The 24,132-nt window shown below is 71.0% G+C and carries 21 protein-coding genes; 15 read left to right on the forward strand and 6 right to left on the reverse strand.

All coding sequences use genetic code 11. The features are described 5' to 3' along the window. Positions 1–4 precede the first annotated feature (4 nt). Positions 5–199 (forward strand): DUF397 domain-containing protein, encoded by a 195-nt coding sequence (locus CU044_RS25810; protein ID WP_129771139.1) that lies wholly within the window; start codon positions 5–7, stop codon positions 197–199. 33 nt (positions 200–232) lie between these two features. Here CU044_RS25810 and CU044_RS39735 read toward each other — a convergent pair whose 3' ends face one another. Together CU044_RS39735 and CU044_RS25820 are read right to left on the reverse strand one after the other, a co-directional pair. After that, entirely contained in the window at positions 233–526 is a 294-nt protein-coding gene (locus CU044_RS39735; protein WP_129771140.1) for a DUF6087 family protein, read from the reverse strand. A gap of 15 nt (positions 527–541) precedes the next feature. Next, on the reverse strand, positions 542–1,906 hold the full coding sequence (locus CU044_RS25820) for a Tat pathway signal protein (RefSeq protein WP_129771141.1): 1,365 nt from the start codon (positions 1,904–1,906) through the stop codon (positions 542–544). A 154-nt stretch (positions 1,907–2,060) separates the two neighbouring features. Between CU044_RS25820 and CU044_RS25825 the strand changes: the two genes are divergently transcribed. The 3 genes from CU044_RS25825 to tgmC are packed head-to-tail and all read left to right on the forward strand — an operon-like array spanning position 2,061 to position 4,507. Further along, complete coding sequence (locus tag CU044_RS25825; RefSeq protein ID WP_240045839.1) at positions 2,061–2,327, forward strand: putative ATP-grasp-modified RiPP; 267 nt, start codon at positions 2,061–2,063, stop codon at positions 2,325–2,327. Positions 2,328–2,330: 3 nt separating this feature from the next. Next, on the forward strand, positions 2,331–3,311 hold the full coding sequence (tgmB, locus tag CU044_RS25830) for an ATP-grasp ribosomal peptide maturase (RefSeq protein WP_129771142.1): 981 nt from the start codon (positions 2,331–2,333) through the stop codon (positions 3,309–3,311). Next, positions 3,308–4,507 carry an ATP-grasp peptide maturase system methyltransferase gene (gene tgmC, locus CU044_RS25835; protein ID WP_129771143.1) on the forward strand — a complete coding sequence of 400 codons (1,200 nt, stop codon included), beginning with the start codon at positions 3,308–3,310 and terminating at the stop codon, positions 4,505–4,507. Before tgmB ends, tgmC begins: the two co-directional genes overlap by 4 nt. A 6-nt stretch (positions 4,508–4,513) precedes the next feature. Here tgmC and CU044_RS25840 read toward each other — a convergent pair whose 3' ends face one another. From CU044_RS25840 to CU044_RS25850, 3 genes are all read right to left on the reverse strand, one after another. After that, entirely contained in the window at positions 4,514–4,744 is a 231-nt protein-coding gene (locus CU044_RS25840; RefSeq protein WP_129771144.1) for a hypothetical protein, read from the reverse strand. A 103-nt stretch (positions 4,745–4,847) separates the two neighbouring features. Further along, complete coding sequence (gene malQ, locus CU044_RS25845; RefSeq protein ID WP_129771145.1) at positions 4,848–7,031, reverse strand: 4-alpha-glucanotransferase; 2,184 nt, start codon at positions 7,029–7,031, stop codon at positions 4,848–4,850. Positions 7,032–7,050: 19 nt separating this feature from the next. After that, positions 7,051–7,284 carry a hypothetical protein gene (locus CU044_RS25850; RefSeq protein WP_129771146.1) on the reverse strand — a complete coding sequence of 78 codons (234 nt, stop codon included), beginning with the start codon at positions 7,282–7,284 and terminating at the stop codon, positions 7,051–7,053. Between the two features lie 288 nt (positions 7,285–7,572). Here CU044_RS25850 and CU044_RS25855 point away from each other — a divergent pair, with 288 nt between their 5' ends. Continuing rightward, positions 7,573–10,617, forward strand: a complete 3,045-nt coding sequence (locus CU044_RS25855) for a beta-N-acetylglucosaminidase domain-containing protein (RefSeq protein WP_129771147.1) — start codon at positions 7,573–7,575, stop codon at positions 10,615–10,617. A 326-nt stretch (positions 10,618–10,943) separates the two neighbouring features. On the opposite strand, the gene CU044_RS25860 is transcribed toward CU044_RS25855, so the two are convergent. Continuing rightward, entirely contained in the window at positions 10,944–11,483 is a 540-nt protein-coding gene (locus CU044_RS25860; RefSeq protein ID WP_129771148.1) for an HNH endonuclease, read from the reverse strand. Positions 11,484–11,766: 283 nt separating this feature from the next. Here CU044_RS25860 and CU044_RS25865 point away from each other — a divergent pair, with 283 nt between their 5' ends. The 10 genes from CU044_RS25865 (at position 11,767) to CU044_RS25910 (ending at position 24,092) form a co-directional block, all read left to right on the forward strand. Next, on the forward strand, positions 11,767–12,834 hold the full coding sequence (locus CU044_RS25865) for a mechanosensitive ion channel family protein (RefSeq protein WP_129771149.1): 1,068 nt from the start codon (positions 11,767–11,769) through the stop codon (positions 12,832–12,834). A 226-nt stretch (positions 12,835–13,060) separates the two neighbouring features. Next, positions 13,061–14,224, forward strand: coding sequence for an ROK family transcriptional regulator (locus CU044_RS25870; protein WP_129771177.1), 1,164 nt, complete (start codon positions 13,061–13,063; stop codon positions 14,222–14,224). Between the two features lie 156 nt (positions 14,225–14,380). Further along, positions 14,381–15,715, forward strand: coding sequence for an ABC transporter substrate-binding protein (locus CU044_RS25875; protein WP_129771150.1), 1,335 nt, complete (start codon positions 14,381–14,383; stop codon positions 15,713–15,715). Between the two features lie 18 nt (positions 15,716–15,733). Continuing rightward, positions 15,734–16,675 (forward strand): sugar ABC transporter permease, encoded by a 942-nt coding sequence (locus CU044_RS25880; RefSeq protein WP_129771151.1) that lies wholly within the window; start codon positions 15,734–15,736, stop codon positions 16,673–16,675. Position 16,676: 1 nt separating this feature from the next. Next, positions 16,677–17,588, forward strand: coding sequence for a carbohydrate ABC transporter permease (locus tag CU044_RS25885; RefSeq protein WP_129771178.1), 912 nt, complete (start codon positions 16,677–16,679; stop codon positions 17,586–17,588). 5 nt (positions 17,589–17,593) lie between these two features. Then, positions 17,594–18,859 (forward strand): 6-phospho-beta-glucosidase, encoded by a 1,266-nt coding sequence (locus tag CU044_RS25890; RefSeq protein WP_129771152.1) that lies wholly within the window; start codon positions 17,594–17,596, stop codon positions 18,857–18,859. Between the two features lie 29 nt (positions 18,860–18,888). Continuing rightward, positions 18,889–19,872: a BadF/BadG/BcrA/BcrD ATPase family protein gene (locus CU044_RS25895; protein WP_129771179.1), complete on the forward strand. Its 984-nt coding sequence runs from the start codon at positions 18,889–18,891 to the stop codon at positions 19,870–19,872. 375 nt (positions 19,873–20,247) lie between these two features. Further along, complete coding sequence (locus CU044_RS25900; RefSeq protein WP_240045847.1) at positions 20,248–21,585, forward strand: hypothetical protein; 1,338 nt, start codon at positions 20,248–20,250, stop codon at positions 21,583–21,585. A gap of 11 nt (positions 21,586–21,596) precedes the next feature. Further along, positions 21,597–22,655 (forward strand): glutamate ABC transporter substrate-binding protein, encoded by a 1,059-nt coding sequence (locus tag CU044_RS25905; RefSeq protein WP_129771153.1) that lies wholly within the window; start codon positions 21,597–21,599, stop codon positions 22,653–22,655. A gap of 105 nt (positions 22,656–22,760) precedes the next feature. Further along, complete coding sequence (locus CU044_RS25910; RefSeq protein ID WP_129771154.1) at positions 22,761–24,092, forward strand: hypothetical protein; 1,332 nt, start codon at positions 22,761–22,763, stop codon at positions 24,090–24,092. Positions 24,093–24,132 lie beyond the last annotated feature (40 nt).

Consider the following 24,132-nt stretch of genomic DNA (forward strand, 5'->3'; position numbering starts at 1 on the left):
AGTCGTGCCCAAAGAGATCACATGGCAGAAGTCGTCATTCTCTCAGGGAGCCGGGGAGTGCGTAGAAATTGCCGCCGCCTCCGGAAAAATCCTTATACGCGAGAGCGACAGCCCGGAGAATATTGTGGCCACAAGCCATGAAAGGCTCGGGGCGTTTATTCTGGCCATCAAAGCCGGGGAGTTCGACGACCTGCTCTGACGGGCCCTTTCGGCGCACAAAGGCAGTTTTCCGCTACTCGTCCTCAGCCACGCGGTCGGCGTGAGGTTCCGCTGCCCACACCTGGGCGGAGCGGAGATCGGGAGCGGTGCCGACCGATTCGTAAGCGAAACCGTTCCACTCCTCCAGGACTCTCACGGCCTGCGGATCCAGGTGCCTGGCGCCGCCGTGCAGGGGGCGGTGGCGGCGCGGCCCGTCCAGTGGTGCGCGGCGTCGTTTCTCGTACGCGGCGAGTGGGGCGGCAGGATCGATACGCGGAATAGCGCGGGATGACTGGTTCGGTGGTCCGGGTCGGCGATGCCTGCTCATGACTCCCCCTTCTGCTCAGGCAGCGATCGTGGTCGGCCGGGACCGTGCGAGGTCCTTCGCTCGGGCCCTCACCTCGTCGGCCAAGGCGCTTCGGTAGGAACTGGTCGCGTCGACCAGGGTGTTCAGTCGGGCGACCACAAGTGTGGAGTCGACACAGGCCGCATCGTCCAGCGCCTGCTGGGCAGCGTGTGCCGCCTGCTCAGCCTCGCCCTCGTCGAACAACGCGGCGGCAAGTCCGATGCGGTCCATGATCCGGACACGATCGAATCCGGACGCACGGAGTCTCAGCGCATCCCGGAAGTGGCCGCTGGCTCGCTGACGACCGCCCTGTCCTGCCAGGTCACGAGCGGATACCGCGCGGGCGCCGGCATGTTCGGCGGCGTCGAAGTACGCCACCCAGTCGGGTACATCGCCAAGTCCGCCGGAAAGAATCTCATCAGCGGTTCCCATGTACCTGTCGGCCTGGCGCTCGTTGCCGAGGGCCGCGTACACCCGTCCGGTCTGCGAAGCGACCAAGGCATTCACTACTGGCCGCCGGGCTTTAGCCGCAGCAACACCGAGGAGGCCGAGAGCGTCATCCGGGCGGCCAAGGTAGATCATTTGGTGTGACATTCGAGTGACGATCTCGACCCCGCGATCACGCTGTCCCGCCTCGCCTGCCGCATAGATGCCATAGCTCCAGTACCGCTGAGCGGTCGCGAATCTACCGGAGTCATGGCTTACCCATCCCGCGAGCGCCGCCAGGTCGGCGGCCGCAGCGAAGACCCGAGCCCGAATGCCGGCCGGGACCCCGTCCTGAATACGGCGGGCGACTTCTGCGAGCTGGGCAACGATGGCAGACCTGTACAGGCCGCTGCCCTTGGCCGCGTCGGCCCGGGTAAAGAACGCGGTCACTTCTTCCAGCGCTGTGACGCTGTCGAGGTCGAAGCCTCGGTGACCGCGGTTCAAGGGGCGGGCTGTGCCACCGAGCATCCGCTCCGCAGCCAGGATCAGCGGTGTTCCGACAGCGAGCATGAGAGTTTCGCGGCGGTCCATAAACAGGTCCATCTGCGTCCATCCGGCCAGAGTCCGAGCGGCCGCCTCAGTCAGAAGCGGAAGCTGAATCGTATCCAGCACCGTTCCGGCGGACGTCAGGCCGAGGTCACCCGGGGTGAGCGGCTGGCCGACCGCCTCGGTCAGTACGGCCGCGAGCAGGACCGGAACCGGGGGACGGGGACGTTCGCCCTCAGTCCAGCGCCGGATACGGGTGGTGTCCGGCGCGATCTGGCGATGGCCTCGGCGGCTTCCTTCGGAGGCGACACGGCGGGCAATCTCACCGAGGGACAACCCGGACGCGGTGATCCACAGCGAGAGATGCGGGTTACTGGTTCTGCCGGTCATCGGCGCCTTCACTCCCCAGCTCGATAACGGAACGTGACATATTCGCCACGATTCGCGGTACCCACGCTACTGGTCAAGGCCTGCCACATGGACAGATTCTGCTTGTGCGGGCAGCCGTCGGCCGTTCGCCGGACACAGACGAAAGGTACTTCGCATGGCAACGCTTGCATCTCAGAGCCCCTGGGCGATGCGGTTGGTCACCGACCGACTGCCGGTGGGCCCATCGTCGTACACCACGGTGATCCTCGACGAGGCCACGCAAACCGCGCGCTACACCAACGCCATCGGCCAAGTGATCGAGATGGGCAAGCACGGCACGTCCAAGGCCAAGGGCACCGCTTCGGTCTCCGGCGGTGGGGACGGACAGACACCGCAGCCGCAGACCCAGGACGACAACACCACCGACTACGAGTCGGACTGACCGATGGCTCCCCTCGTCATGGTCGTCACGTCTCTGGAGGACGTCACCGCCGACCTGGTCATCAACGCGCTGAACGAGCGCGAGGTGCCCCTTGTCCGCGTCGACCCGGCCGACATCGGTTCCGGATTACGCTTCAGCGCCCGCATCGACGTCAGATCGTCGGTGTGGGGCGGGCTACTGCGCACCGCCGGCCGCGAGGTGGAGCTTGGGGAGGTGGCGGCGGTGTACTACCGCCGCCCCACCCCGTACTCCTCCCGGTTCGCACATCTCCCTGCCCAGCAGCGCGACTTCGCCACCGCAGAAGCCCGCCATGGCCTCGGCGGCGTCCTGAACAATCTGCACAACGCCCTGTACGTCAACCACCCGGCCGCCGTCACTCGTGCAGACTTCAAGCCCGCCCAGCTCCAGCTGGCCGCTCGGCTCGGGCTCGCCATCCCTCCGACCCTGGTGACCAACAACCTTGAGGACGCAAGGGAGTTCGCCGCCGAACACAGCCCAGTCATCTACAAGACCTTCCGTGGCCTGCCTCCTGACGAGGAAGGCCATACCGGGGCGATCTGGGCCCAGCGAGTCGACTCGAACACCTTCGACGACACCCTGTCCGTGACCGCACACCTCTTCCAGTCCGAGGTGCCCAAGACGGGAGATGTTCGGGTGACCGTGGTCGGTCATCGCGTCTTCGCCAGTCGGATCACGACACCGGACGGCGCGCTGGACTGGCGCCGAGGGGACTGGAACGACCTCGGATACGCAACCGCTGACGTGCCTGCTTCGATTGAGGCGGCGCTGCACGGCTACCTGGCATTCTTTGGACTGGCTTTCGGCTGTTTCGACTTCGCCCTCACCGGCCCCGAGGACGACCCAGGGCACTGGACCTGGATCGAGTGCAATCCGAACGGCCAGTGGGGCTGGCTTCCCGACTCGCCTGCCATCACCGAGGCGTTCGCGGATCTTCTGAGCAGAAAGGAGGCCGGTCATCCATGACTGTGCCCGTCGACTGTGAGAACGACGCGGCCCGCCTGCGCGGGAAGCTGGCCAGGACACTCGCTGAAGAGGGCGCCCTCGCGGACCCGGCCTGGCGAGACGCGGTGGCCACGGTGCCCCGACACCGATTTGTGCCGGGCTTCTACTTGCCCGCCGATCAGCCGGGGGACCATGGGCTGACGGTGTGGGAGCCCGTCACCCGGAAGCTCGACTACGGCCGGTGGCTGGCAGCCGCGTACTCCGACACCACACTGATCACGCAGTTCGATGGCGATGAACCCGACTGGGAAGGGCCTGCGATCCGGCGCGGTGGGGCGCCGACCTCCTCCTCCACCCTGCCGTCCCTGGTCGTGAGGATGTGGGCAGACGCCGATGTGCGACAAGGGCATACGGTTCTGGAGCTGGGCACGGGATCCGGCTACTCGACGGCGCTCGCGTGTGAACGACTCGGCTCCGACGCAGTTACATCCATCGAGGTGGATGGCCGTCGACTGGAACAAGCCGCTACGGCGCTGCACGACTGCGGCTACACACCCACGCTCGCGGTAGCCGACGGCTTGTACGGCTACTGGCCCGAAGCCCGGTTCGACCGCATCGTGGCAGCCTGCTCCTTCCGCTCCGTACCGCCGGCCCTGGTCTCCCAGGCCAGGCCCGGTGGAAAGATCCTGCTCACCCTCAGCGGCTGGCTCTACGGGTACGCCCGCGTGCTGCTGACTGTCGATGACGACGGCGGTGCCGAAGGGACGCTGCTCGGCGGCACTGTCTCCTTCATGTCCGCTCGTACCCATGCCGCACCTGCGTTCGGAAACCCCACCCACTGGGCCGCCGACCTCCCCAAGAGCGGGCGCCCGGCCCGGCACAGTCCGCAGCGGATCACAGACGCCACTGAAGAAGCGTTCCACTTGCGATTCCTTGCCCAGAGCGCCGTCCCGGACGCGCAGATGATCACGATGGGCGAAGTGGTGCACCTGATCGATGTTGTCACGGGCTCTGCGGCCACCCTCACTCCCGAGGGGGACAACTGGCTGGTGCGCGAGAGCGGGACCGTCGCACTGTGGGAGCGGATCGAAGCCGTCCTGACCGCCTATGATGCGGCGGGCCGACCGGGCCCTGACACTTTTCGCCTTCACGTGGACGGCGGAGAAGAGCGCGTGCTGCACCCACAGATGCCCGACCTACGGCTGAGGAGGCCCTGACTCGCGTCAGGCCTGCTTGCGCGACTTGTCGAGCACCATCACCAGACCGGCGATGATGCCGAAGATCACCAGCGGCGCGACCACGAACAGGCCGAGGGTCTCGCCCACACTCAGGCCCGGACCCGGGTCGTCGCCGTCGTCACGGGTCAGCGCGAGCGCCGGGGACGACATGAGCAGCATCATCAGCGTCGTACCGGTCGCCAGGGCGCCGGCGCGCAGAGCGTTCTTCTTGTCCACGGTGCAAACGTAGCGAACCCGTCCGCGGGCCGCGCGCCCGGGGTGCCTTAGGGCCTGTCCGGAGGCCGCCCCTCCGCCGGTGCGCGCGGCCTTCACCAGCGCCTCAGTGGCCTCGCAGGGTCTCCATCAGTCCGTGCAGCCGGGGCGAGGCGGCCAGTTCCTCCAGGCTCATCGGGCGGCCCTCGGCATCGGCCACCGGCAGCCGCCAGTTCGGGTACTGGTTCCAGGTGCCCGGCAGGTTCTGCGGCCTGCGGTCGCCGACCGCGTCCGGCAGCCAGACGCCGGTCATCCGCGCCGGTGTGAGCGTCAGGAAGCGGTAGAAGGCACGGATCTCCTCCTCCTCGTCCCCGTCGCCCCCGGGCAGGAGCCCCAGGCGCGCGAGCGTGCCCAGCCACTCCGCGATCTCCGCCTGCTCCTCCGACCGCTCCTGCTCCAGCGGGCGGGTGAGCAGACCGAGCCGGTGGCGCAGCTCCGCGTACTCACCGGTGAGCCGGGCCGCCGTGGGCGGCAGATCGTGGGTGGTGACCGTGGCCACACAGCCCTCGCGCCAGCTCTCGGGCGGCAGCGGCCGTCCCGTACCGTCCCAGTCGCGCTCGAACCAGAGCACGGACGTGCCGAGCACCCCGCGCCGCTGGAGCGCCTCGCGTACGCCGGGCTCGACCGTGCCCAGGTCCTCCCCTATGACGACGGTGCCCGCGCGGTGCGCCTCCAGGGCGAGGACCGCGAGCATCGCCTCCGCGTCGTAGCGGACATACGTTCCCCGGGTGGGGTCCTGCCCCTGGGGCACCCACCAGAGCCGGAACAGCCCCATCACATGGTCGATCCGCAATGCCCCCGCGTGCCGCAGCAGGCCCTGGAGCAGCCCGCGGAACGGCGCGTACCCGGACGCGGCCAGCACATCGGGGCGCCACGGCGGCAGGCCCCAGTCCTGGCCGAGCGCGTTGAAGGCGTCCGGCGGCGCGCCGATCGAGATGCCCGCGGCGAAGGCGTCCTGCTGGGCCCAGGCATCGGCGCCGCCCGGGTGCACCCCGACGGCGAGGTCATGGACGATCCCGACGGACATCCCGGCGTCCCGCGCCGCCTGGGACGCCGCCGCCAGCTGCTCGTCCGTCAGCCAGGCCAGCCGGCAGTGGTAGTCGATCCGGTCGAGCAGCTCCCGGCGGGCCGCGGCCGTCTCGGCGGAACGCGGATCCCGCAGCGCCTCCGGCCAGTCGTGCCACTCCGGGCCGTGCACCTCGGCGAGGGCGTACCAGGTGGCGTGGTCCTCCAGGGCGCGGCCCTGCGCGGCCAGGAAGTCCCAGTAGGCGGCGCGCCGCCCGGGGCCGAGCGGGACGGTGTCCAGGATGTCCAGGGCCGCGCGCTTGAGCGCCCACACGGCGTCGCGGTCGATCAGCGCGCCCGTGCCCGGGGTCTTGTCGAGGACGGACTCCCGCAGGGCCGCGGCCCGTTCCACCAGCGCGTCGAGGCGCGCGCGGTCGGATCCCCGCACATACGCGTACTCCGGGACGTCCTCGATCCGCAGATGCACCGGGTCCGGGAAGCGGCGCGAGGAGGGGCGGTACGGGGAGGGGTCGGTCGGATCGCCCGGTACGGCGGCGTGCAGCGGGTTGATCTGGACGAATCCGGCTCCCAGGGTCCGGCCCGACCAGCCGGCCAGCTCGGCGAGGTCGCCCAGGTCGCCCATGCCCCAGGAGCGGGCGGAGAGCAGGGAGTAGAGCTGCACCAGGAAGCCGTGGGTACGGGCGGGCGGGCGCGGCACCAGAGCGGGGGCGACGATCAGCACCACCCAGGCCGTACGCCCGTCGGGCGCCTCGACGGCCAGCCGGTGCACCCCGAGCGGGAGCCCCGCCCAGGCGGCGGGCTCCTCGGGGGCGGAGTGCGGCAGCTCCACCGACTCGCCCTCCTCCGTCTCCACCCGGAGCACCGAGCCCGGCGGAAGCGCGGTCAGGGCGGGCGGCAGATCGGGGGGTGGCGGGGCGGCGGCATGAAGGGGGCTCGCGAACTCTCCGTGGGCGTCCTGAGCGTCTTGGGCGTCCTGGGCGTCCGGAGCGCTCGGGGCGCCGTCCCGGGTGGTCCACAGGACCAGCGTCGCGGGCAGCAGCCGCCTCGCCTCGGCGGACTCGGCGTCCCCGAGCGCGTCGGCCACCGCCTCGGGCGTGGACGCGTCGACGCCCAGCGCGGCGAGCACCGAGACCACGGTGTCGTCGGGGACCGGGACGGTGACGCCCGGGGAAGGTGAGTACGCGGTGGCGACACCGTGCAGCTCGGCGAGCCTGGCCAGACCCATACGCACTCCGTTCGGAAGGTCAGACTCCGGGGTACTCCGTGCCACCCGCCGTGCCGGGAGCGGTCGGCTCGCTGGTCAGCGGGGCGGCGCCGGCGAGCGGGGGCTCGCTGGTGAGGGGTGCCGCGTCGGCGAGCGGCGGCTCGCTGGTCAGGGGTCCCGCACCGACGCCGCCGAGCGGGGGCTCGCTGGTCAGCGGGGCGGGCTCCGCCTGTTTGGAGAGGGCGGAGAGCAGAAGCTGTGCGGATGCGGCCATGACGGCGCCTCCAAGGAACAGGGAACAGGTCACAGCAGCCCTACCCAGCGGGCGGAGCCGCAGACGTGTACGCCCTGTAAACGTGTGTCGAGTCACGATCCGTTCCCCGTGCGGCAGTTGAAGGTCCTGCCTATCACAAACGGGCATTTGCGACACAACGGCCACGCGCATTGACACCTTCACCACGGGGTGGTGGGCTCGGTGCCGCTCGACGGCTCGCTTGTCGGGACTCCGGCGGGACGTGGGCGGTGCCAAGAAGCGAAACCAGTGAGCATGAGGGGACGAGGCATGCAGCTCGGGCGCAGGAAGCGGACCGCGACCGCTGTCACGGTCGCCGTGATCGGCGGACTCCTCGGCACCACGCCGAGCGCGCTCGCCGCCCCTCAGGACCCCCGGTCGCCCACGGCCACCACCCCGGACCGCGAGGCCGGGACGGCGGTGCCCGCGGTCTGGCCACGGCCCCAGACGATCAGGGCGGCCGGGAGCGCGGTCACGCTCGGGGACGAGGTGACCGTCGTCGCCGGCGCGGAAGCCGACACCTACGCCGTACAGGCACTGGCGGATCTGCTGCGCGCGGCCGGCGTCCGTACCGTCCGCGTCACCGCGCCCGCCGCGTCCGCCGGGCCCTCCGGAGCGCCGCCCGCCGGCCGCGGGCCCGTGGTACTCGCCGGGGGCAGCGGCGCGCGGAACGCGTTGCGCGCCCTCCGCGCGCCCGAACGCGCCGACCTTCCGTCCGGCGGCTACCGGATCGCCGTGGGCACCGTCGCGGGCCGCGGCACGGTCGCTCTGGACGGCGTCGGCGAGGACGGCCTCTTCCACGCGGCGCAGACCCTGCGCCAGCTGATCGCGCGTCGGACGGCGGACCGGCCGGCCGTGCCCGGCGTGGTCGTACGCGACTGGCCCGGCACCGCCTTGCGCGGCACGACGGAAGGGTTCTACGGGCGGCCCTGGGACCACGGACAGCGGCTGGCGCAGCTCGACTTCATGGGGCGCACCAAGCAGAACCGGTACCTCTACGCGCCGGGCGACGACCCGTACCGCCAGGCACGCTGGCGTGATCCCTATCCGGCGGCGCAGCGCGCCGAGTTCCGCGAGCTGGCGGAGCGCGCCCGGCGCAACCACGTGACGCTCGCCTGGGCCGTCTCCCCCGCCCAGTCGATGTGCATGACCTCGGACGCGGACCTCAAGGCGCTCATCCGCAAGATCGACGCGATGTGGGCGCTGGGCGTGCGCGCGTTCCAGCTCCAGTTCCAGGACGTCAGTTACAGCGAGTGGCACTGCGACCAGGACGCGGAGACCTTCGGCTCGGGGCCGGGCGCCGCGGCCGAGGCGCAGACCCGGGTCGCGAACGCGGTGGCCGGGCATCTGGCGGACCGGTACGGCGGCGCCGAACCGCTCACGGTCATGCCGACCGAGTACTACCAGGACGGCGCCACGGACTACCGCACGGCGCTCGCCGGCGCGCTCGACGCGCGGGTGCGGGTGGCGTGGACGGGCGTCGGGGTGGTGCCGCGCACCATCACGGGCCGCGAACTGATGGGCGCGCGTGCGGCGTTCAAGCACCCGCTGGTCACCATGGACAACTACCCGGTCAACGACTACGAACAGGGCCGGCTCTTCCTCGGCCCGTACACCGGCAGGCAACCCGCCGTGGCGAGCGGCTCCGTCGGGCTGCTCGCCAACGCGATGGAGCAGGCGTCGGCGTCCCGTATCCCGCTGTTCACGGCGGCCGACTACGCCTGGAACCCGCGTGGCTACCAGCCTCAGGAGTCCTGGCGTGCCGCGATCGACGATCTCGCGGGCGAGGACGAGAAAGCCCGCGAGGCGCTGGGCGTGCTCGCGGGCAATGACGCCTCGTCGATCCTCAGCCCGTCGGAGTCGGCGTATCTGAAGCCGCTGCTGGACGCGTTCTGGCGGTCCCGTACGACCACGGACACGACGGCCAGAACCGCCGCGGCGAGCAGGCTGAGGGCCGCGTTCTCGGCGATGCGCGAGGCCCCGCGGCACCTCTCGGGGACCGCCGGCGGGCAGCTGGACGACGAGGTGCGGCCCTGGCTCGACCAGCTCGCGCGGTACGGCACCGCGGGCGAACTGGCCGTCGACATGCTCCGGGCCCAGGACCGCGGCGACGGCGCGGCGGCGTGGCGGGCCTCGGTGGACCTGGAGCCACTGCGCGAGGCCGCGGAGGCGAGCCGCGTGACGGTCGGCGAGGGCGTGCTGGGGCCGTTCCTGGAGCGGGCGGCCAAGGAGTCGTCGGCCTGGACGGGAGCGGACCGCGCGGCGGGACGCACCGAGGCGACGAGCGGCACGAGCGGGGGCGTCGCCCAGGACGCGCGGACCTACACGGTCGAGCTGGGGCGGGCCAGGCCCCTGGAGGCGGTCAACACGATGGCCGAGCCCGGCACAGGCGCCGGCGCGACCGTCGAGGCCCGGATCCCCGGCCAGGGCTGGCGCGCCCTGGGGCCGCTCTCGACGAGCGGCTGGACCGAGTCGGACGCGGAAGGGCTGAAGGGGCAGCGGGTCGACGCGGTACGGATCGCCTGGTCCGGTGTGGGCGCCGGGCCCGGCGGACCCGGCGGGTCCACGCCGTCCATACGGCATGTCGTGCCCTGGTTCGCCGACGAACCGCGGGCCAGCCTCGACCTGCCGCGCGGCGAGGCGAACGCCCAGATCGGCGGGGAGCCGAAGACGGTCGAGGCACGTGTCGCCGCGCAGCGCCCCGGCGAGGTGCGCGGCGCGCTCACGGCGAAGCCGCCTTCCGGCATTCGGGTGACGGTGCCCGAGGAGACGACGGTTCCGCGAGGCTCCCGCACGAAGATCCCCGTCCAGGTGAGTGTCCCCGCAGGCACCCCGGCCGGTGCGTACGAGGTGCCGCTCGCCTTCGCCGGCGAGGAGCGCACACTCACGGTGCGTGCCTCCCCCGTCACGGGCGGCCCGGATCTGGCGCGTACGGGCACGGCCTCGTCGTCCGGGGACGAGACCCCCGACTTCCCGGCCGCCGCCGCGGCCGACGGCGATCCGGCCAGCCGCTGGTCCTCCCCCGCGGAGGACGGCGCCTGGTGGCAGGTGGAGCTGGCGCGGCCGGCCAGGGTGGGCCAGGTGGTGCTGCACTGGCAGGAGGCGTACGCGACCCGCTACCGGATCCAGGTCTCGGCGGACGGGCGCACATGGCGGACGGCGGCGGTGGTGTCGGACGGCGGGGGCGGGCGGGAGGCGCTCGGGATGGACGCGAGGGACGCGCGGTTCGTACGGGTGCAGGGGGAGGGACGGGGGACGCGGTTCGGGTACTCGCTGTTCGCGGTGGAGGTCTACGCGGTGGCGCCTCCCGGCTAGGGGTCGTGGGTGCGGTGCGGTGCGCCGTCCGGCAGGGGTGCGGGTACGCCTCCGGCGGGGTGCGGGTGCGGTACGCCTGCGGCGCGGGGTGCGTCGTGGTGCCGGGGGCCGGCCCCCACTCTCCGCCCGGCTGGGGGTTGGGGTGCCGGTGCGTTCCGGGTGCCGTCTTTCCGGCGGCGGGTGAGCCGAAGGGCGCGCCGCTGTCGAAAGGGAGGCTGTGCTCGATATACGGCTCCGCCGCGCGGGCGGAGGTTCCCGAGGTACGAGGGAATCGAGCACGGTCGACCGTCGACAGGGGCTCAAAGCGCCCGGAGGCGAACCGAGCCCTAAGAAAGGCGGGGCGCGTCGATGCGGGCCACCGCGTCTTCCGCGCCGTAGGGCTGGAGGTAGGGCATCCAGCGTGGGTCGCGGTGGCCCGTGCCGATGATGCGCCAGGCCAGGCCCGACGGCGGGGCGGGCTGGTGGTTGAGGCGCCAGCCCAGTTCCCGCAGGTGCCGGTCCGCCTTGACGTGGTTGCAGCGGCGGCAGGCCGCCACCACGTTGTCCCACCGGTGCTGTCCGCCGCGGCTGCGCGGGATGACGTGGTCGACGCTGGTTGCGACGCCACCGCAGTACATACAGCGACCGCCGTCACGGGCGAAGAGCGCGCGGCGGGTCAGCGGAACGGGCCCCCGGTAGGGGACCCGCACGAAACGCTTCAGCCGTACGACGCTGGGGGCCGGGATGACACGGGTTTCGCTGTGCATGAAGGCGCCGGATTCCTCGAGGCAGAGTGCCTTGTTCTCCAGGACGAGGACGAGCGCGCGGCGGAGCGGTACGACGCCGAGCGGCTCGTACGACGCGTTGAGGACCAGGACATGCGGCACGGATGCCTCCTTGTACGCCGGCGGCACGTGGCTCGCGCCGGGACGATCTGTTCTCAGTCTCTCCTCATGCCTGGTCGAAACGCCACCACGTGCAGGTAACGGGCTATGAGTGTTTTCGACCACAAGACGGCCCCCGCCCCGCGCACAGGCCCGCGCGGGGCCGCTGGACGGGCCGTGGGCGGCATACGTGAGGCGCGTCTCTCCGGCCGCCGGAGCGCCGGTCGGGCCGGACTGCCCCGTTAGTGTGGTGGGACCGCCCCGGCAACACCTGGAGGTTTCCGCCGTGTCCTGGTCCGCCCCGTTGGCCGCCGGCCCGTCGTCCGACTCCGTCACGCTCGACGAGGCCGCGGACCGCGCCAACAACGCCGCGAGCTGGGTGCAGGAGAACTGGGCCACCTGGCTGGGCACCGGGCTGCGGATCGTGCTGATCCTGGTCATCGCGCTCGTGCTGCGTCATGTGATCCGCCGGGCGCTGACCAAGCTGATAGACCGCATGAACCGCAGTGTGCAGGCGGTGGAGGGCAGCGCGCTCGGCGGGCTGCTGGTGAACGCGGAGCGGCGCAGGCAGCGTTCCGAGGCGATCGGGTCGGTGCTCCGGTCCGTCACGTCGTTCCTGATCCTGGGCACGGCGGCGCTGATGATGCTGGGCGCGCTCAACATCAATCTGGCCCCGCTGCTCGCCTCGGCGGGCGTCGCGGGCGTCGCGCTGGGGTTCGGTGCCCGCAATCTTGTGACGGACTTCCTGTCGGGGGTCTTCATGATCCTGGAGGACCAGTACGGCGTCGGGGACACCATCGACGCGGGGGTGGCGTCCGGCGAGGTGATCGAGGTCGGTCTGCGGGTCACCAAGCTGCGGGGCGACAACGGCGAGATCTGGTACGTGCGCAACGGCGAGGTGAAGCGGATCGGCAACCTCAGCCAGGGCTGGGCGACGGCGGGTGTCGATGTGATGGTGCGGCCGACGGAGGACCTGGAGAACGTCCGTACGGTCATCGCGGGGGTCGCGGAGAAGATGGCCAAGGACGACCCGTGGAACGAGCGGCTGTGGGGCCCTGTCGAGGTGCTGGGGCTGGACGCCGTCCTGCTGGACTCGATGACGGTGCGGCTCTCGGCGAAGACCATGCCGGGCCAGGCGCTGGGGGTGGAGCGCGAGCTGCGCTGGCGGATCAAGCGCGCGTTCGACGAGGCGGGCATCCAGATCGTCGGCGGCCTTCTCCCGGCGGCGGAGGCTCCTGCCGCGACGGCGGACCCCTCGGCGGGGGTCTCCGCTCCCTCGGCGCTGGCGAGCCCGACGTCCCCGCAGTCCCTGGCGGCGGCCCCGATCACGCCGCCCGCGAACCTCGCGAAGTAGCTCCTTTCCCACCCGCCCCCGCAGGTAACGCTTTGGTTGCCGCGGGGGTGTCTTGTGCCGGAGAGTATTGACGCCTTCGTGGCGTCCGGCCTACTTTCCTCCCACCCGATAGGAAACTTTCCTAACAGTGTCGGGAGTGAGCAGGGGAAGGGCAGGTGTCGAGTCCGTGACCGATGTGACCGGATCACCCACTCCGTCACCGGGGACACCCCGTGTGCTGCGGGCCATGAACGACCGGGCCGCGCTCGATCTGCTGCTGGCCCACGGCCCGCTCTCGCGGACCCGGATAGGCAAGCTCACCGGCCTCTCGAAGCCGACCGCCTCCCAGTTGCTCGCCCGTCTCGAAGCGGCCGGTCTGGTCGTCGCCACCGGGACCACCGAGGGGCGGCCGGGGCCCAACGCCCAGCTGTACGCGGTCAACGCGCGCGCCGCGTACGCCGCCGGGCTCGATGTGAGCCCGCGGCGGATCCTGGCCGCCGTCGCCGATATCACCGGAACGACCGTCGGGGAGTTCGAACTGCCCACCCCTGGGCGCCGCGCCGACAGTGTCGTCCGTCAGGTCACGGACGCGCTGGAGGGAGCCGTGAAGGCCGCCGGTCTCGCCGTCGCCGACGTGCGGCGGGTGGTGATCGGTACGCCCGGCGCGTTCGATCCGTCCACCGGCCGGCTGCGCTACGCGTCCCATCTGCCCGGCTGGCACTCCACCACGCTCCTCGACGAGCTGGCCGCGGCCCTGCCGATGCCCGTCGAGTACGAGAACGACGTGAACCTCGCGGCGGTCGCCGAGCAGCGCCTCGGGGTGGCCCGCGGCGACGAGGACTTCGTCCTGCTGTGGAACGAGGACGGCCTCGGCGCCGCCCTGTTCATCGGCGGGCGGCTGCACCGCGGCTTCACCGGCGGCGCCGGCGAGGTCGGCTTCCTGCCGGTTCCCGGCACCCCGCTGGTACGCCAGGTGGTCCGGGCGAACAGCGGTGGTTTCCAGGAGCTCGCGGGTGCCCAGTCCGTGCCGCGGCTCGCGAAGTCCCTCGGCATCGACACCCCGGAGACGCCGTACGCCGAGGTCGCGGCCGGGCTGCTGACCCGGGCCGCCGCCGGACACGAGCGGGACGACCGGCTGGCCGAGCTGCTGCGGCTGTACGCCCAGCGGCTCGCCACCGGTCTCGCCTCGGTGACCGCCGTACTCGACCCCGAGCTGATCGTCCTCGCGGGCGGGGTGACCGCCGCCGGCGGTGAGCCGCTGCGCGCCCTCGTCCAGGCGGAGCTGGCCGAACTGGCCGCGTCCCGCCCCCGGCTCCTCATCGGTGGGGTCCCGCACCGTCCCGTCCTGCGGGGCGCGCTGGAGAGCGCCTTGTCGACCACGCGCGACGAGGTCTTCGACACCGCCCGCTGATCGCCGCCCGCTGAACACCGACTGCTGAACACCGACCGGTGTTCACCGACCGCCGAAGACCGCCTGCCGAAGACCGCCCGCCCGTTCCCTTCCGCCGCCCCCGCACCCTCCGTATCTCCCTTTCCGACCCCCGTACCCATCACCGGGAGTACCGCCATGCTCAGAAACCGTCGTCTCGCCGTCTCCGCCGTCGCGGTGGCCGCGATATCCGTTCTCGCCACCTCGTGTACCGGGCAGTCCGGCGCCGACGCCTCCGACGATCCGAACGCCAAGACCTCCATCACCTTCTGGCACGGCTGGAGCGCGCCCGCCGAGGTGAAGGCCATCCAGGCGAACATCGACCGGTTCGAGAAGGCCCATCCGAACATCACGGTGAACGTCGTCGGCAACATCAATGACGACAAGCTCAACCAGGCGCTGCGCGCGGGCGGTTCCAAGGGGCCGGACGTGGTGTCCTCCTTCACCACCTCGAACGTCGGCAAGTTCTGCTCGTCGGGCGCCTTCGCCGATCTGGACCCGTTCATCCAGAAGTCCGAACTGGACCTGGAGAAGACGTTCCCCAAGGTGCTGCTGGAGTACACGCAGTTCGAGGGCAAGCGCTGCGCGCTGCCGCTGCTCAGCGACGCGTACGGGCTCTACTACAACAAGGACGCCTTCGAGAAGGCCGGGATCGCCTCCCCGCCGAAGACGATGTCGGAGCTGGCCGCCGTCGCCAAGAAGCTGACGAAGACCAAGGGCGACAGCTACGAGCAGGTCGGTCTGATGCCGACCTACCACGGCTACGAGACGGTCGTCGACCACTACATGTCGAGCTGGGACCACGCGTACTTCGACAAGGACGGCAAGTCCAACATCGCGAAGGACCCGGCCTTCGCCAAGATGTTCACGTACCAGAAGAAGCTGGTCGAGGACCTCGGCGGCTACGCGAAGCTGGAGAAGTTCCGCTCCACGTTCGGTGACGAGTGGGGCGCCAAGCACCCGTTCCACACCGGCCAGGTCGCCATGCAGCTGGACGGCGAGTGGCGGCTCGGCATGGCCGAGGACGCCAAGGTGCCGTTCGAGATCGGTGTCGCGCCGATGCCGGTGGCGGACGACGAGGCGGACAGCTACGGCAAGGGCTTCCTCTCCGGCACGATCATGGGGATCGCGCCGCAGAGCACGAAGCAGAACGCCGCGTGGGAGCTGGTGAAGTACATGACGACCGACACCGACGCGGTCGTCCAGTTCGCCAACGGCATCCGCAATGTGCCCTCGACGCTGGAGGCGCTGAAGTCCCCGGGGCTGAAGTTCGACCCGCGCTTCAAGACCTTCCTCGACATCGCGCAGCACCCGAGGTCCAACACCCCGCCGGCCGCCATCAACGGCTCGACGTACCAGCAGACGCTCCAGGACTTCGGGTACCAGTACGAGCAGGGCAAGGTGAAGGATCTTCAGGCGGGTCTGGAGAAGACCGCCGAGCAGATCGACCGTGACATCGAGCAGGCCAAGTAGCGGGCCGGGAAGCCACCGATGTCCACGCACACGCTCCGTTCGAAGCGCCGCAGGTCGGCGCTTCGGACGGCGGCGTTCATGTCGCCCTGGTTGATCGGCTTCACCGTCTTCTTCGCGTATCCGCTGATCTCGACCGTCTACTTCTCCTTCATGAAGTACGACGGCTTCAACTCGCCCGTCTGGAACGGTCTGGGGAACTGGTCGTACGTCTTCAATGACTACCCGATGTTCTGGCCGTCCCTGCGCAACACCCTCTGGCTCGTCGTGATCATGGTGACGTGCCGGGTGGTCTTCGGACTCGGCGTCGGCCTGCTGATCACGAAGATCAAGACGGGTACGGGGATCTTCCGCACCCTCTTCTATCTGCCGTATCTGGCGCCGCCGGTCGCCGCGACGCTCGCGTTCGTCTTCCTGCTCAACCCGGGTACGGGACCGGTCAACACCATTCTCGGGGACCTCGGCCTGCCGACCCCCGGCTGGTTCAACGACCCCGGCTGGTCCAAGCCCGCGCTCACCCTGCTGGCCGTCTGGGGCATCGGCGACCTGATGGTGATCTTCATGGCCGCGCTGCTCGACGTGCCGAAGGAGCAGTACGAGGCGGCCGAGCTGGACGGCGCGTCGGCCTGGCACCGCTTCCGGTTCGTGACCCTGCCGAACATCTCGCCGATCGTGATGTTCGCCGTGGTCACCGGTGTCATCTCGGCGATGCAGTACTACTCCCAGCCGCTGGTGGCGGGCAAGGTCGCCTCCGGCGTCATCGGCGGCTCCGGGCAGCAGTTCGAGCCCGGGTACCCGGACAAGTCCACGCTGACCCTGCCGCAGCTGGTCTACAACCTGGGCTTCCAGCGCTTCGACTACGGAGCCGCGTGTGTGGTCGCGCTCGTGCTGTTCGCGCTGGCCATGGCCTTCACGGCGCTGCTGATGCGGCGGCGCGGCGGACTGATCGGATCGGGTGACTGAGATGACACAACTCCTCGGCCGGCCCGGCTCGCCGACGACGACCGCGCCCGACGCGCCCGACCGCACGCCGGCCGCCCGCACCGCGCGCCGCAAGGCGCTGCTGCACTGGATCGCCGTGCACTCGCTGGGGGTCGCGGCCGCGCTCTTCTTCGTGCTGCCGTTCGTCTTCCTCTTCCTGACCTCGGTGATGAGCGACCAGCAGGCGCTCACCCGTGATCTGACCCCCAACTCCTGGGAGTGGGGCAACTACGCGAAGGTGTTCGACACCCCGGGCTTTCTGACCTGGTGGAAGAACACCCTGCTGTACGCGGGGCTCGGCACCGTCCTGTCGGTGCTCTCCTCGATCCCGGTGGCGTACGCGCTCGCGAAGTTCCGCTTCCGGGGGCGGCAGTTGTCGCTGATGCTCGTCATCTCGATGATGATGCTGCCGCCCCAGGTGATCATCATTCCGATGTATCTGTTCTGGGCGAAGCAGCTCGATCTGTCGGGCTCGCTCTGGCCGCTGATCATCCCGATGGCGTTCGGTGACGCGTTCTCGATCTTCCTGCTGCGCCAGTTCCTGCTGACGATCCCCAACGAGTACCTGGACGCGGCGAAGGTCGACGGCTGCGGTGAGTTCCGTACGCTGATCAGGGTCGTCCTGCCGATGGCCAGGCCCGGGATCGCGGCCGTCGCGCTGTTCCAGTTCTTCTACGCCTGGAACGACTACTTCGGCCCGCAGATCTACGCCTCGGAGAACCCGGCCGCCTGGACGCTCAGTTACGGCCTGGAGTCCTTCAAGGGCGCGCACCATACCGACTGGAACCTGACCATGGCCGCGACCGTACTGGTCATGGCCCCTGTGATCCTCGTGTTCTTCTTCGCCCAGAAGGCGTTCGTCGAGGGAGTCACACTGACCGGAGTGAAGGGCTGAGAACCATGAAGCTCGCCGTGGTAGGCGGAGGATCGACCTACACACCCGAACTCATCGACGGATTCTCTCGGTTGAGGGACACCCTGCCGATCGAGGAACTCGTACTGGTCGACCCCGCGGCCGACCGTCTTGACCTGGTCGGGGGGCTGGCCCGGCGCATCTTCGCCAAGCAGGGCCATCCCGGCCGTATCACCACCACCTCGGACGTGGACGCGGGCGTCGCCGGCGCCGACGCGGTACTGCTCCAGCTGCGGGTCGGCGGACAGGCCGCGCGCAACCAGGACGAGACCTGGCCGCTGGAGTGCGGCTGCGTCGGACAGGAGACGACGGGCGCGGGCGGTCTCGCCAAGGCGCTGCGTACGGTCCCGGTGGTCCTCGACATCGCCGAGCGGGTGCGGCGCGCCAACCCCGACGCGTGGATCATCGACTTCACCAACCCGGTGGGGATCGTGACCCGGGCGCTGCTCCAGGCCGGCCACAAGGCCGTGGGACTGTGCAATGTGGCGATCGGTTTCCAGCGCAGGTTCGCGAAGCTGCTGGACGTCGCGCCCTCCGACGTCTACTTGGAGCATGTGGGGCTGAACCATCTGACCTGGGAGCGCGGTGTACGGCTCGGCGGCCCCGACGGCGCCGATCTGCTGCCCAGGCTGCTGGCGGAGCACGGCGACTCGCTCGCCGCCGATCTGCGGCTGCCGCGCGCGGTGCTGGACCGGCTCGGGGTCGTGCCCTCGTACTATCTGCGCTACTTCTACGCGCACGACGAGGTCGTACGGGAGCTGCGGACCAAGCCGTCCCGCGCCGCCGAGGTGGCCGAGATGGAGAAGCAGCTGCTGGAGATGTACGGCGACCCCACGCTGGACGAGAAGCCCGAGCTGCTGTCCAAGCGCGGCGGCGCCTTCTACTCGGAGGCCGCGGTGGATCTGGCCGCTTCGCTGCTGCGCGGCGGCGGCAGCCCGGTCCAGGTGGTGAACACGTACAACAACGGCACGCTGCCGTTCCTGGCGGACGACGCGGTGATCGAGGTCCAGGCGCGGGTGGACACGTCGGGCGCGGCGCCGCTCCCGGTGTCCGAGCTGGATCCGCTGTACGCGGGCCTGATCGCGAATGTCACGGCGTATGAGGACCTGGCGCTGGAGGCCGCGCTGCACGGCGGCCGGGACCGGGTCTTCAAGGCGCTGCTCGCGCACCCGCTGATCGGTCAGTACGAGTACGCCGAGGCGCTCACCGACCAGCTGATCGCCCACAACCGGGAGCATCTCGCGTGGGTGTGAGCGTGGCGGTGAGCACAGCCGGCGGGACGGTGGGGCGCGCGAGCGTCCTGGCCGTCGACGCCGGGAACAGCAAGACCGATGTGGCCGTGATCGGCGCCGACGGCTCGGTGCTCGGCACGGCCCGCGGGGGCGGCTTCCAGCCGCCGGTCGTCGGGATCGAGGCTGCGGTCGACGTGCTGGCGGCGGCGGTCGCCGAGGCCGCCTCGGCGGCGGGGCTGCCGCAGCGCGATCTCGTCGGCCATGTGTCGGCCTGTCTCGCCAACGCCGATCTCCCGGTCGAGGAGCGGGAGTTGGCCGAGGCCGTGCAGGCGCGCGGCTGGGGGCGTACGACAGAGGTGCGCAACGACACCTTCGCGATACTGCGCGCCGGGCTGCCGAGCGGCGCGGAGCCGCGGGGCGTGGCCGTCGTCTGTGGCGCGGGCATCAACTGCGTGGGAATGCTGCCGGACGGCCGTACCGCGCGGTTCCCCGCGATCGGACGGATCTCCGGTGACTGGGGCGGCGGTTCGGGCCTCGCGGAGGAGGCCCTGTGGTTCGCGGCGCGGGCCGAGGACGGCCGCGGCGAGCCGACGGAGCTGGTGCGGACGCTGCCCGGCCACTTCGGGCTCGGCTCGATGTACGAGCTGATCGAGGCGCTGCATCTGGGTCATATCCCGTTCACGCGCCGGCATGAGCTGACGCCGGTGCTGTTCGCGACGAGCGCGGCGGGCGACGCGGTGGCCCACTCCGTGGTCGACCGGCTGGCCGAGGAGGTCGTCGTCCTGGCCGCGGTGGCGCTCGGCAAGCTCGGGCTGCTCGACGAGGAGGTGCCGGTGCTGCTGGGCGGGAGTGTCCTGGCGGCCCGTCATCCGCAACTGGACGACCGGATCGCGGAGTTGCTGGCGGCCAGGGCGCCCAAGGCGGTCATCGGTGTGGTGACGGCGCCGCCGGTGCTGGGGGCCGCGCTGCTCGGTCTCGACCAGGTGGGGGCGGGCGCGGAGGCGCACGCCAGGCTCGGGGCGCACTACGCCTGACCCGGGCCGCCCCATGAGGCGCGGACGGCCACGCGGATTCCGGGCCGTCCCATCCGTACGAAAGCCCCGTGAACGGGAACCGCTCACGGGGCTCCGGCGTATTCATGGAGGGGAGACGGCAGGAAGACGGCGGGGGACCGTCCCGGCCGCGGCCGACGCGAGAAGGACAAGATCCAGTCAATCCTGGTGTAGTTGTCAGTACCTCCGGCCATACTGCTGACCTGGAGTTGTCCCCCGGCCCGCAGGGGGCGGGCCGCCGTCGTCCATGACCAAGGGGGAGGTCACGTGACAAACCCGTCGAATGTGCGCTCCGCGCCACCGTCGGCTCCGCCGCACGCGCCCACGCGGCCGCCGTCGGCTCCGCCGCCCGGCCAGCTGCCCGTGCGCCGGGCGGCATGGGCCGAGACCGCGGAGCGGCTGCGCGCTGCCGCGACGACCGAGCCCGGCCGGCTGCGGATCATCGGCGCGGCTCTGGCCCTGCTGGTCGTGGCCTTCGGGGCGGTGACGGCCTGGGAGGCGTCGGACCGGTTCACCGCCGCCGATGACGTGGTGAACCGCAGTCAGCCGCTGAGCGTGGACGCGGCGGACATCTACCGCTCGCTGGCCGACGCCGACACGGCCGCGGCGAGCGGCTTCCTGGCGGGCGCGCCGGAGCCCGCGGATGTGCGCAAGACGTACAGCACGGACATCACGACGGCGTCGGGACTGCTGATCACGGCCGCCACGCACACGGACGACACCGGCGAGTCGGGCCGCCAGATCGCCACGCTCAACGAGGGACTGCCGCGCTATACCGGCCTGATCGAGCAGGCCCGCGCCTACAACCGGCAGGGGCTGCCGCTGGGCGGCGCCTATCTGCGGTACGCGAACCAGCTGATGAGCAACGAACTGCTGCCCGCCGCCGAGAAGCTGTACGCGGCGGAGACCGACCGGCTCGCGACGGACAACGACGACGCGCGGCTGTGGCCGTTCCTCTCGACGGCGCTGGGCGTGCTGGCGTTCGGCGCTCTCTTCTGGGCACAGCGGCGCAACTACCTGCGGACGAACCGCGTGTTCAACCACGGCCTGCTCGCCGCCACAGCCGCCGCCACGGTCCTGCTGCTCTGGCTGGCCGCCGCGCAGACCGTCGCGCGCGCGGAGCTGGACAACGCGAAGACGCACGGCCAGGCGTCGCTGGAGGTCCTCAACGACGCGCGGATCAACTCGCTCAAGGCCCGCGCGAATGAGAACCTCACCCTGGTCGCGAGGGGCGCCGTCCTCAACGAGGACAACAAGGACAAGTACGAGACGGATTACAACACGGGCATGGACAAGCTCAGCGTCGCGCTCGGCAGGGCCGAGGGGCTCGCCGACAACAGCGACGGCCGTACGCCGGTGAAGGACGCGATCGCCTCGGTCGCGGAATGGCGCGAGCGCCACGCCCTGGCCAGCAAGGCGGACAAGACCGGTGACTACAAGACCGCGCTGGCGCTGGTGATCGGGTCGAAGGACCCCGCGGCGACCGGGGCGAAGGGCTCCACCGGCGAGTCCTTCCGCCAGGTGGACTCGTCACTGAAGCTGGCGATCGATCTGGAGCAGAAGGAGTTCGACACCTACGCCTCGGACGGTCTCGGCGCGCTGAACGGTCTGGCGATCGGGGCCGGCGCGCTGGCGCTGGTGGCCGCGGTGGGCGCGATCCTGGGGATCGGCCGCAGGCTTTCGGAGTACCGGTGAGAGGGGGAGGGATGACCTCGACGGACAGGCCGCGCCGTTCCCGCGGCCCCGGCCCGTTCCGGCGGCTCCGCGGCTGGGGCGGTGTCTCGGCCATGGCGGGCGCCTGTGTGCTGACGGCCTCGGTCACCCTGCTGCCGCTGACCCGTACGACCTCGGAGGAAACGGAGCGCTCCGAGCAGCGCATCGCCACGGCCGTGCCCGCGAAGGCCGACGACTGCCCCTCCCCCGAGGCCAGTCTCCGGCCCGTCGACGACAACAACGCCGCCGGCGTCAAGGCGATCAGAGACCGTACGGGTGATGACCGCAAGCTGATCGTGGGAGTCGACCAGAACAGCTACCGCTGGGGCGCCCGCAACCCCGACACCGGCGATCTGGAGGGCTTCGACATCGATCTGGCGAAGGCCATAGCGGCGGACATACTGGGCAGTCCGGACGCCATCGTCTTCCGTACCATCCCCACCAACCAGCGGACCGAGGCGCTGAAGAGTGGCACGGTGGACCTGGTCGTCCGGACGATGACGATCACCTGCGACCGGCTCAAGGACGTCTCCTTCTCCACCGCCTACTTCCAGACGGGCCAGCAGATACTGGTCCCGAAGGGGTCGGCCATCAAGGGATACGACACGTCCCTGGCCGGAAAGCGGGTCTGCACGGCCGAGGGTTCGATCGCGAACGAGACACTGAAGAGCGAGTCGTTCGGCGCGATATACGAGGACGCGAATGAGGGGAAGCCTTCGGACAAGGACCAGTTGACGGTGCCCAACCAGCTCGACTGCCTGGTCCGGCTCCAGTTGGGCGAGGTCGACGCGCTGATGACGGACAACGCCCTCGCGGCCGGCCAGGCGGCCCAGGACCCGGCGGTCGAGCTGCGCGGGAAGCCGCTCAAGCCGGAGTACTACGGTGTCGCCGCCAAGCTCGGCAACGACGATCTGGTGCGCCGGGTGAACCACGTGCTGGAGGAGTACCGCGCGGGCGGACCCAACAGCCCCTGGATGACGTCGTACACGCGATGGCTGGCGGCGGGGCTGCCGGGCATCACGAAGCCGCCCACAGCCACCTACAAAGACTGACGGGCCGAAAGCCGAGGGCCGCGGCCGAGCGCCGATGACCCGCGGACACGCGGTGCGCCGGCCGGCGTTCCGGCAGGGCCGAAGAGACGAGCGGAGAGGTGAGCGATGGGCGTCACGGGTTCCTTCCCCGACTCGACGGGGAAGCCACCGGGACCGGTGATGGACCGGGACGAGGTGGACCGCGCCCTGTCACGCCTCGAAGCGGAGTACGAGGCGATCGAGACCTCGCTGCTCGCCCTCCAGGACCACGCGGGCCGCAGACTCCTCGAAGGCGCCGACCTGACCGGCGTCACCAAGGACCGCTGGGCCGCCGCCGAACTGTCGATCACGCTCCTGTGGACGTACTTCGACAGCTACACCGCGGCGCTGAACAGGGCCCGTGAGGCACGCGCCAGACGCCGCTGGCCCAATCGCGACGACCTGCTGGAGCTGACGGAGACGCTGCGCGGCCGCGATGTCGTGGTCGCGGGCGCCGCGGGACAGCTGCCCGCGTCCCTCACCGGCCCGGCGAAGCTCTCCGAGCGCTTCACGCTCGCGGAGCTGGTGGCCAGGATGAACGAGCTGTACGCGTCGTCCCTGGACATGGTCGTGGCCGCGGACTCGGTGTGGTCGGCGCTGCCCGCACGCATCGATCTGCTCTCCGCGGAGCTGCGGCGCACCCGCTCGCTGGCGCACTCCGTCGGCGTACGGCCCGGCGAGCATCCGGCCGGCGACGACCTGGAGTCGATCACCCAGGAACTGAGCACGCTGCGCGAGCAGGTGATCTCCGATCCGCTGGCGTTCTGGCGGCCCGGCCCCGGCAGTTCGGCGCCCGGCGGCGGCCGTCCCGACACCGAGCGCTACGACAGGGCCGCCCGCGCGCTGGAGGACGTACGGCGCGAGATCGAGGCGGTCCTGCGGGTGCGCCAGGACTCCGAGGAACGGCTGATGCGGCTGCGGGACGTACTGTCGCGCGCGGACCGTACGCTCACCGAGGCCCGATCGGCCCGCAGCGAGGTGCTGGCGAAGATCGCCGCCACCGAGGTGCCCGCGGTGAGCGGTCCGCCGACGGCCCTCCAGGAACGGCTCTCGACCGCCGCCGAGTACCGCAGACACGCGCAGTGGCACCGGCTCTCGCCGCTCCTGGAGTCGCTGGAGCGGGACGCCGAGGACGAACTGCTGCGGGCCCGCGAATCCTTGACGGCGGTCACCGCGCCGCTCGCGGTCCGCGCGGAGCTGCGCGGCCGGCTGGACGCGTACAAGGCGAAGGTCGCCCGGCACGGACTGGCCGAGGACCCGGTGCTGATCGAGCGGTACGACGCGGCGCGCCGGATGCTGTGGAGCGCGCCCTGCGATCTGCGGGTGGCCGAGGAGGCGGTGCTGCGCTACCAGCGGGCGGCGGCGGACGTGCTGGTCCCCCGCGGGCCCGGCGCCGCCGACCACAGGGGGGACACATGACGGAGCGAGGCGCGACGGGCATGCCGGCGTCAACGGGTCA

Origin of the sequence: Streptomyces sp. L-9-10 (assembly GCF_004151105.1) — a bacterium.
Taxonomy (GTDB): Bacteria; Actinomycetota; Actinomycetes; order Streptomycetales; family Streptomycetaceae; genus Streptomyces.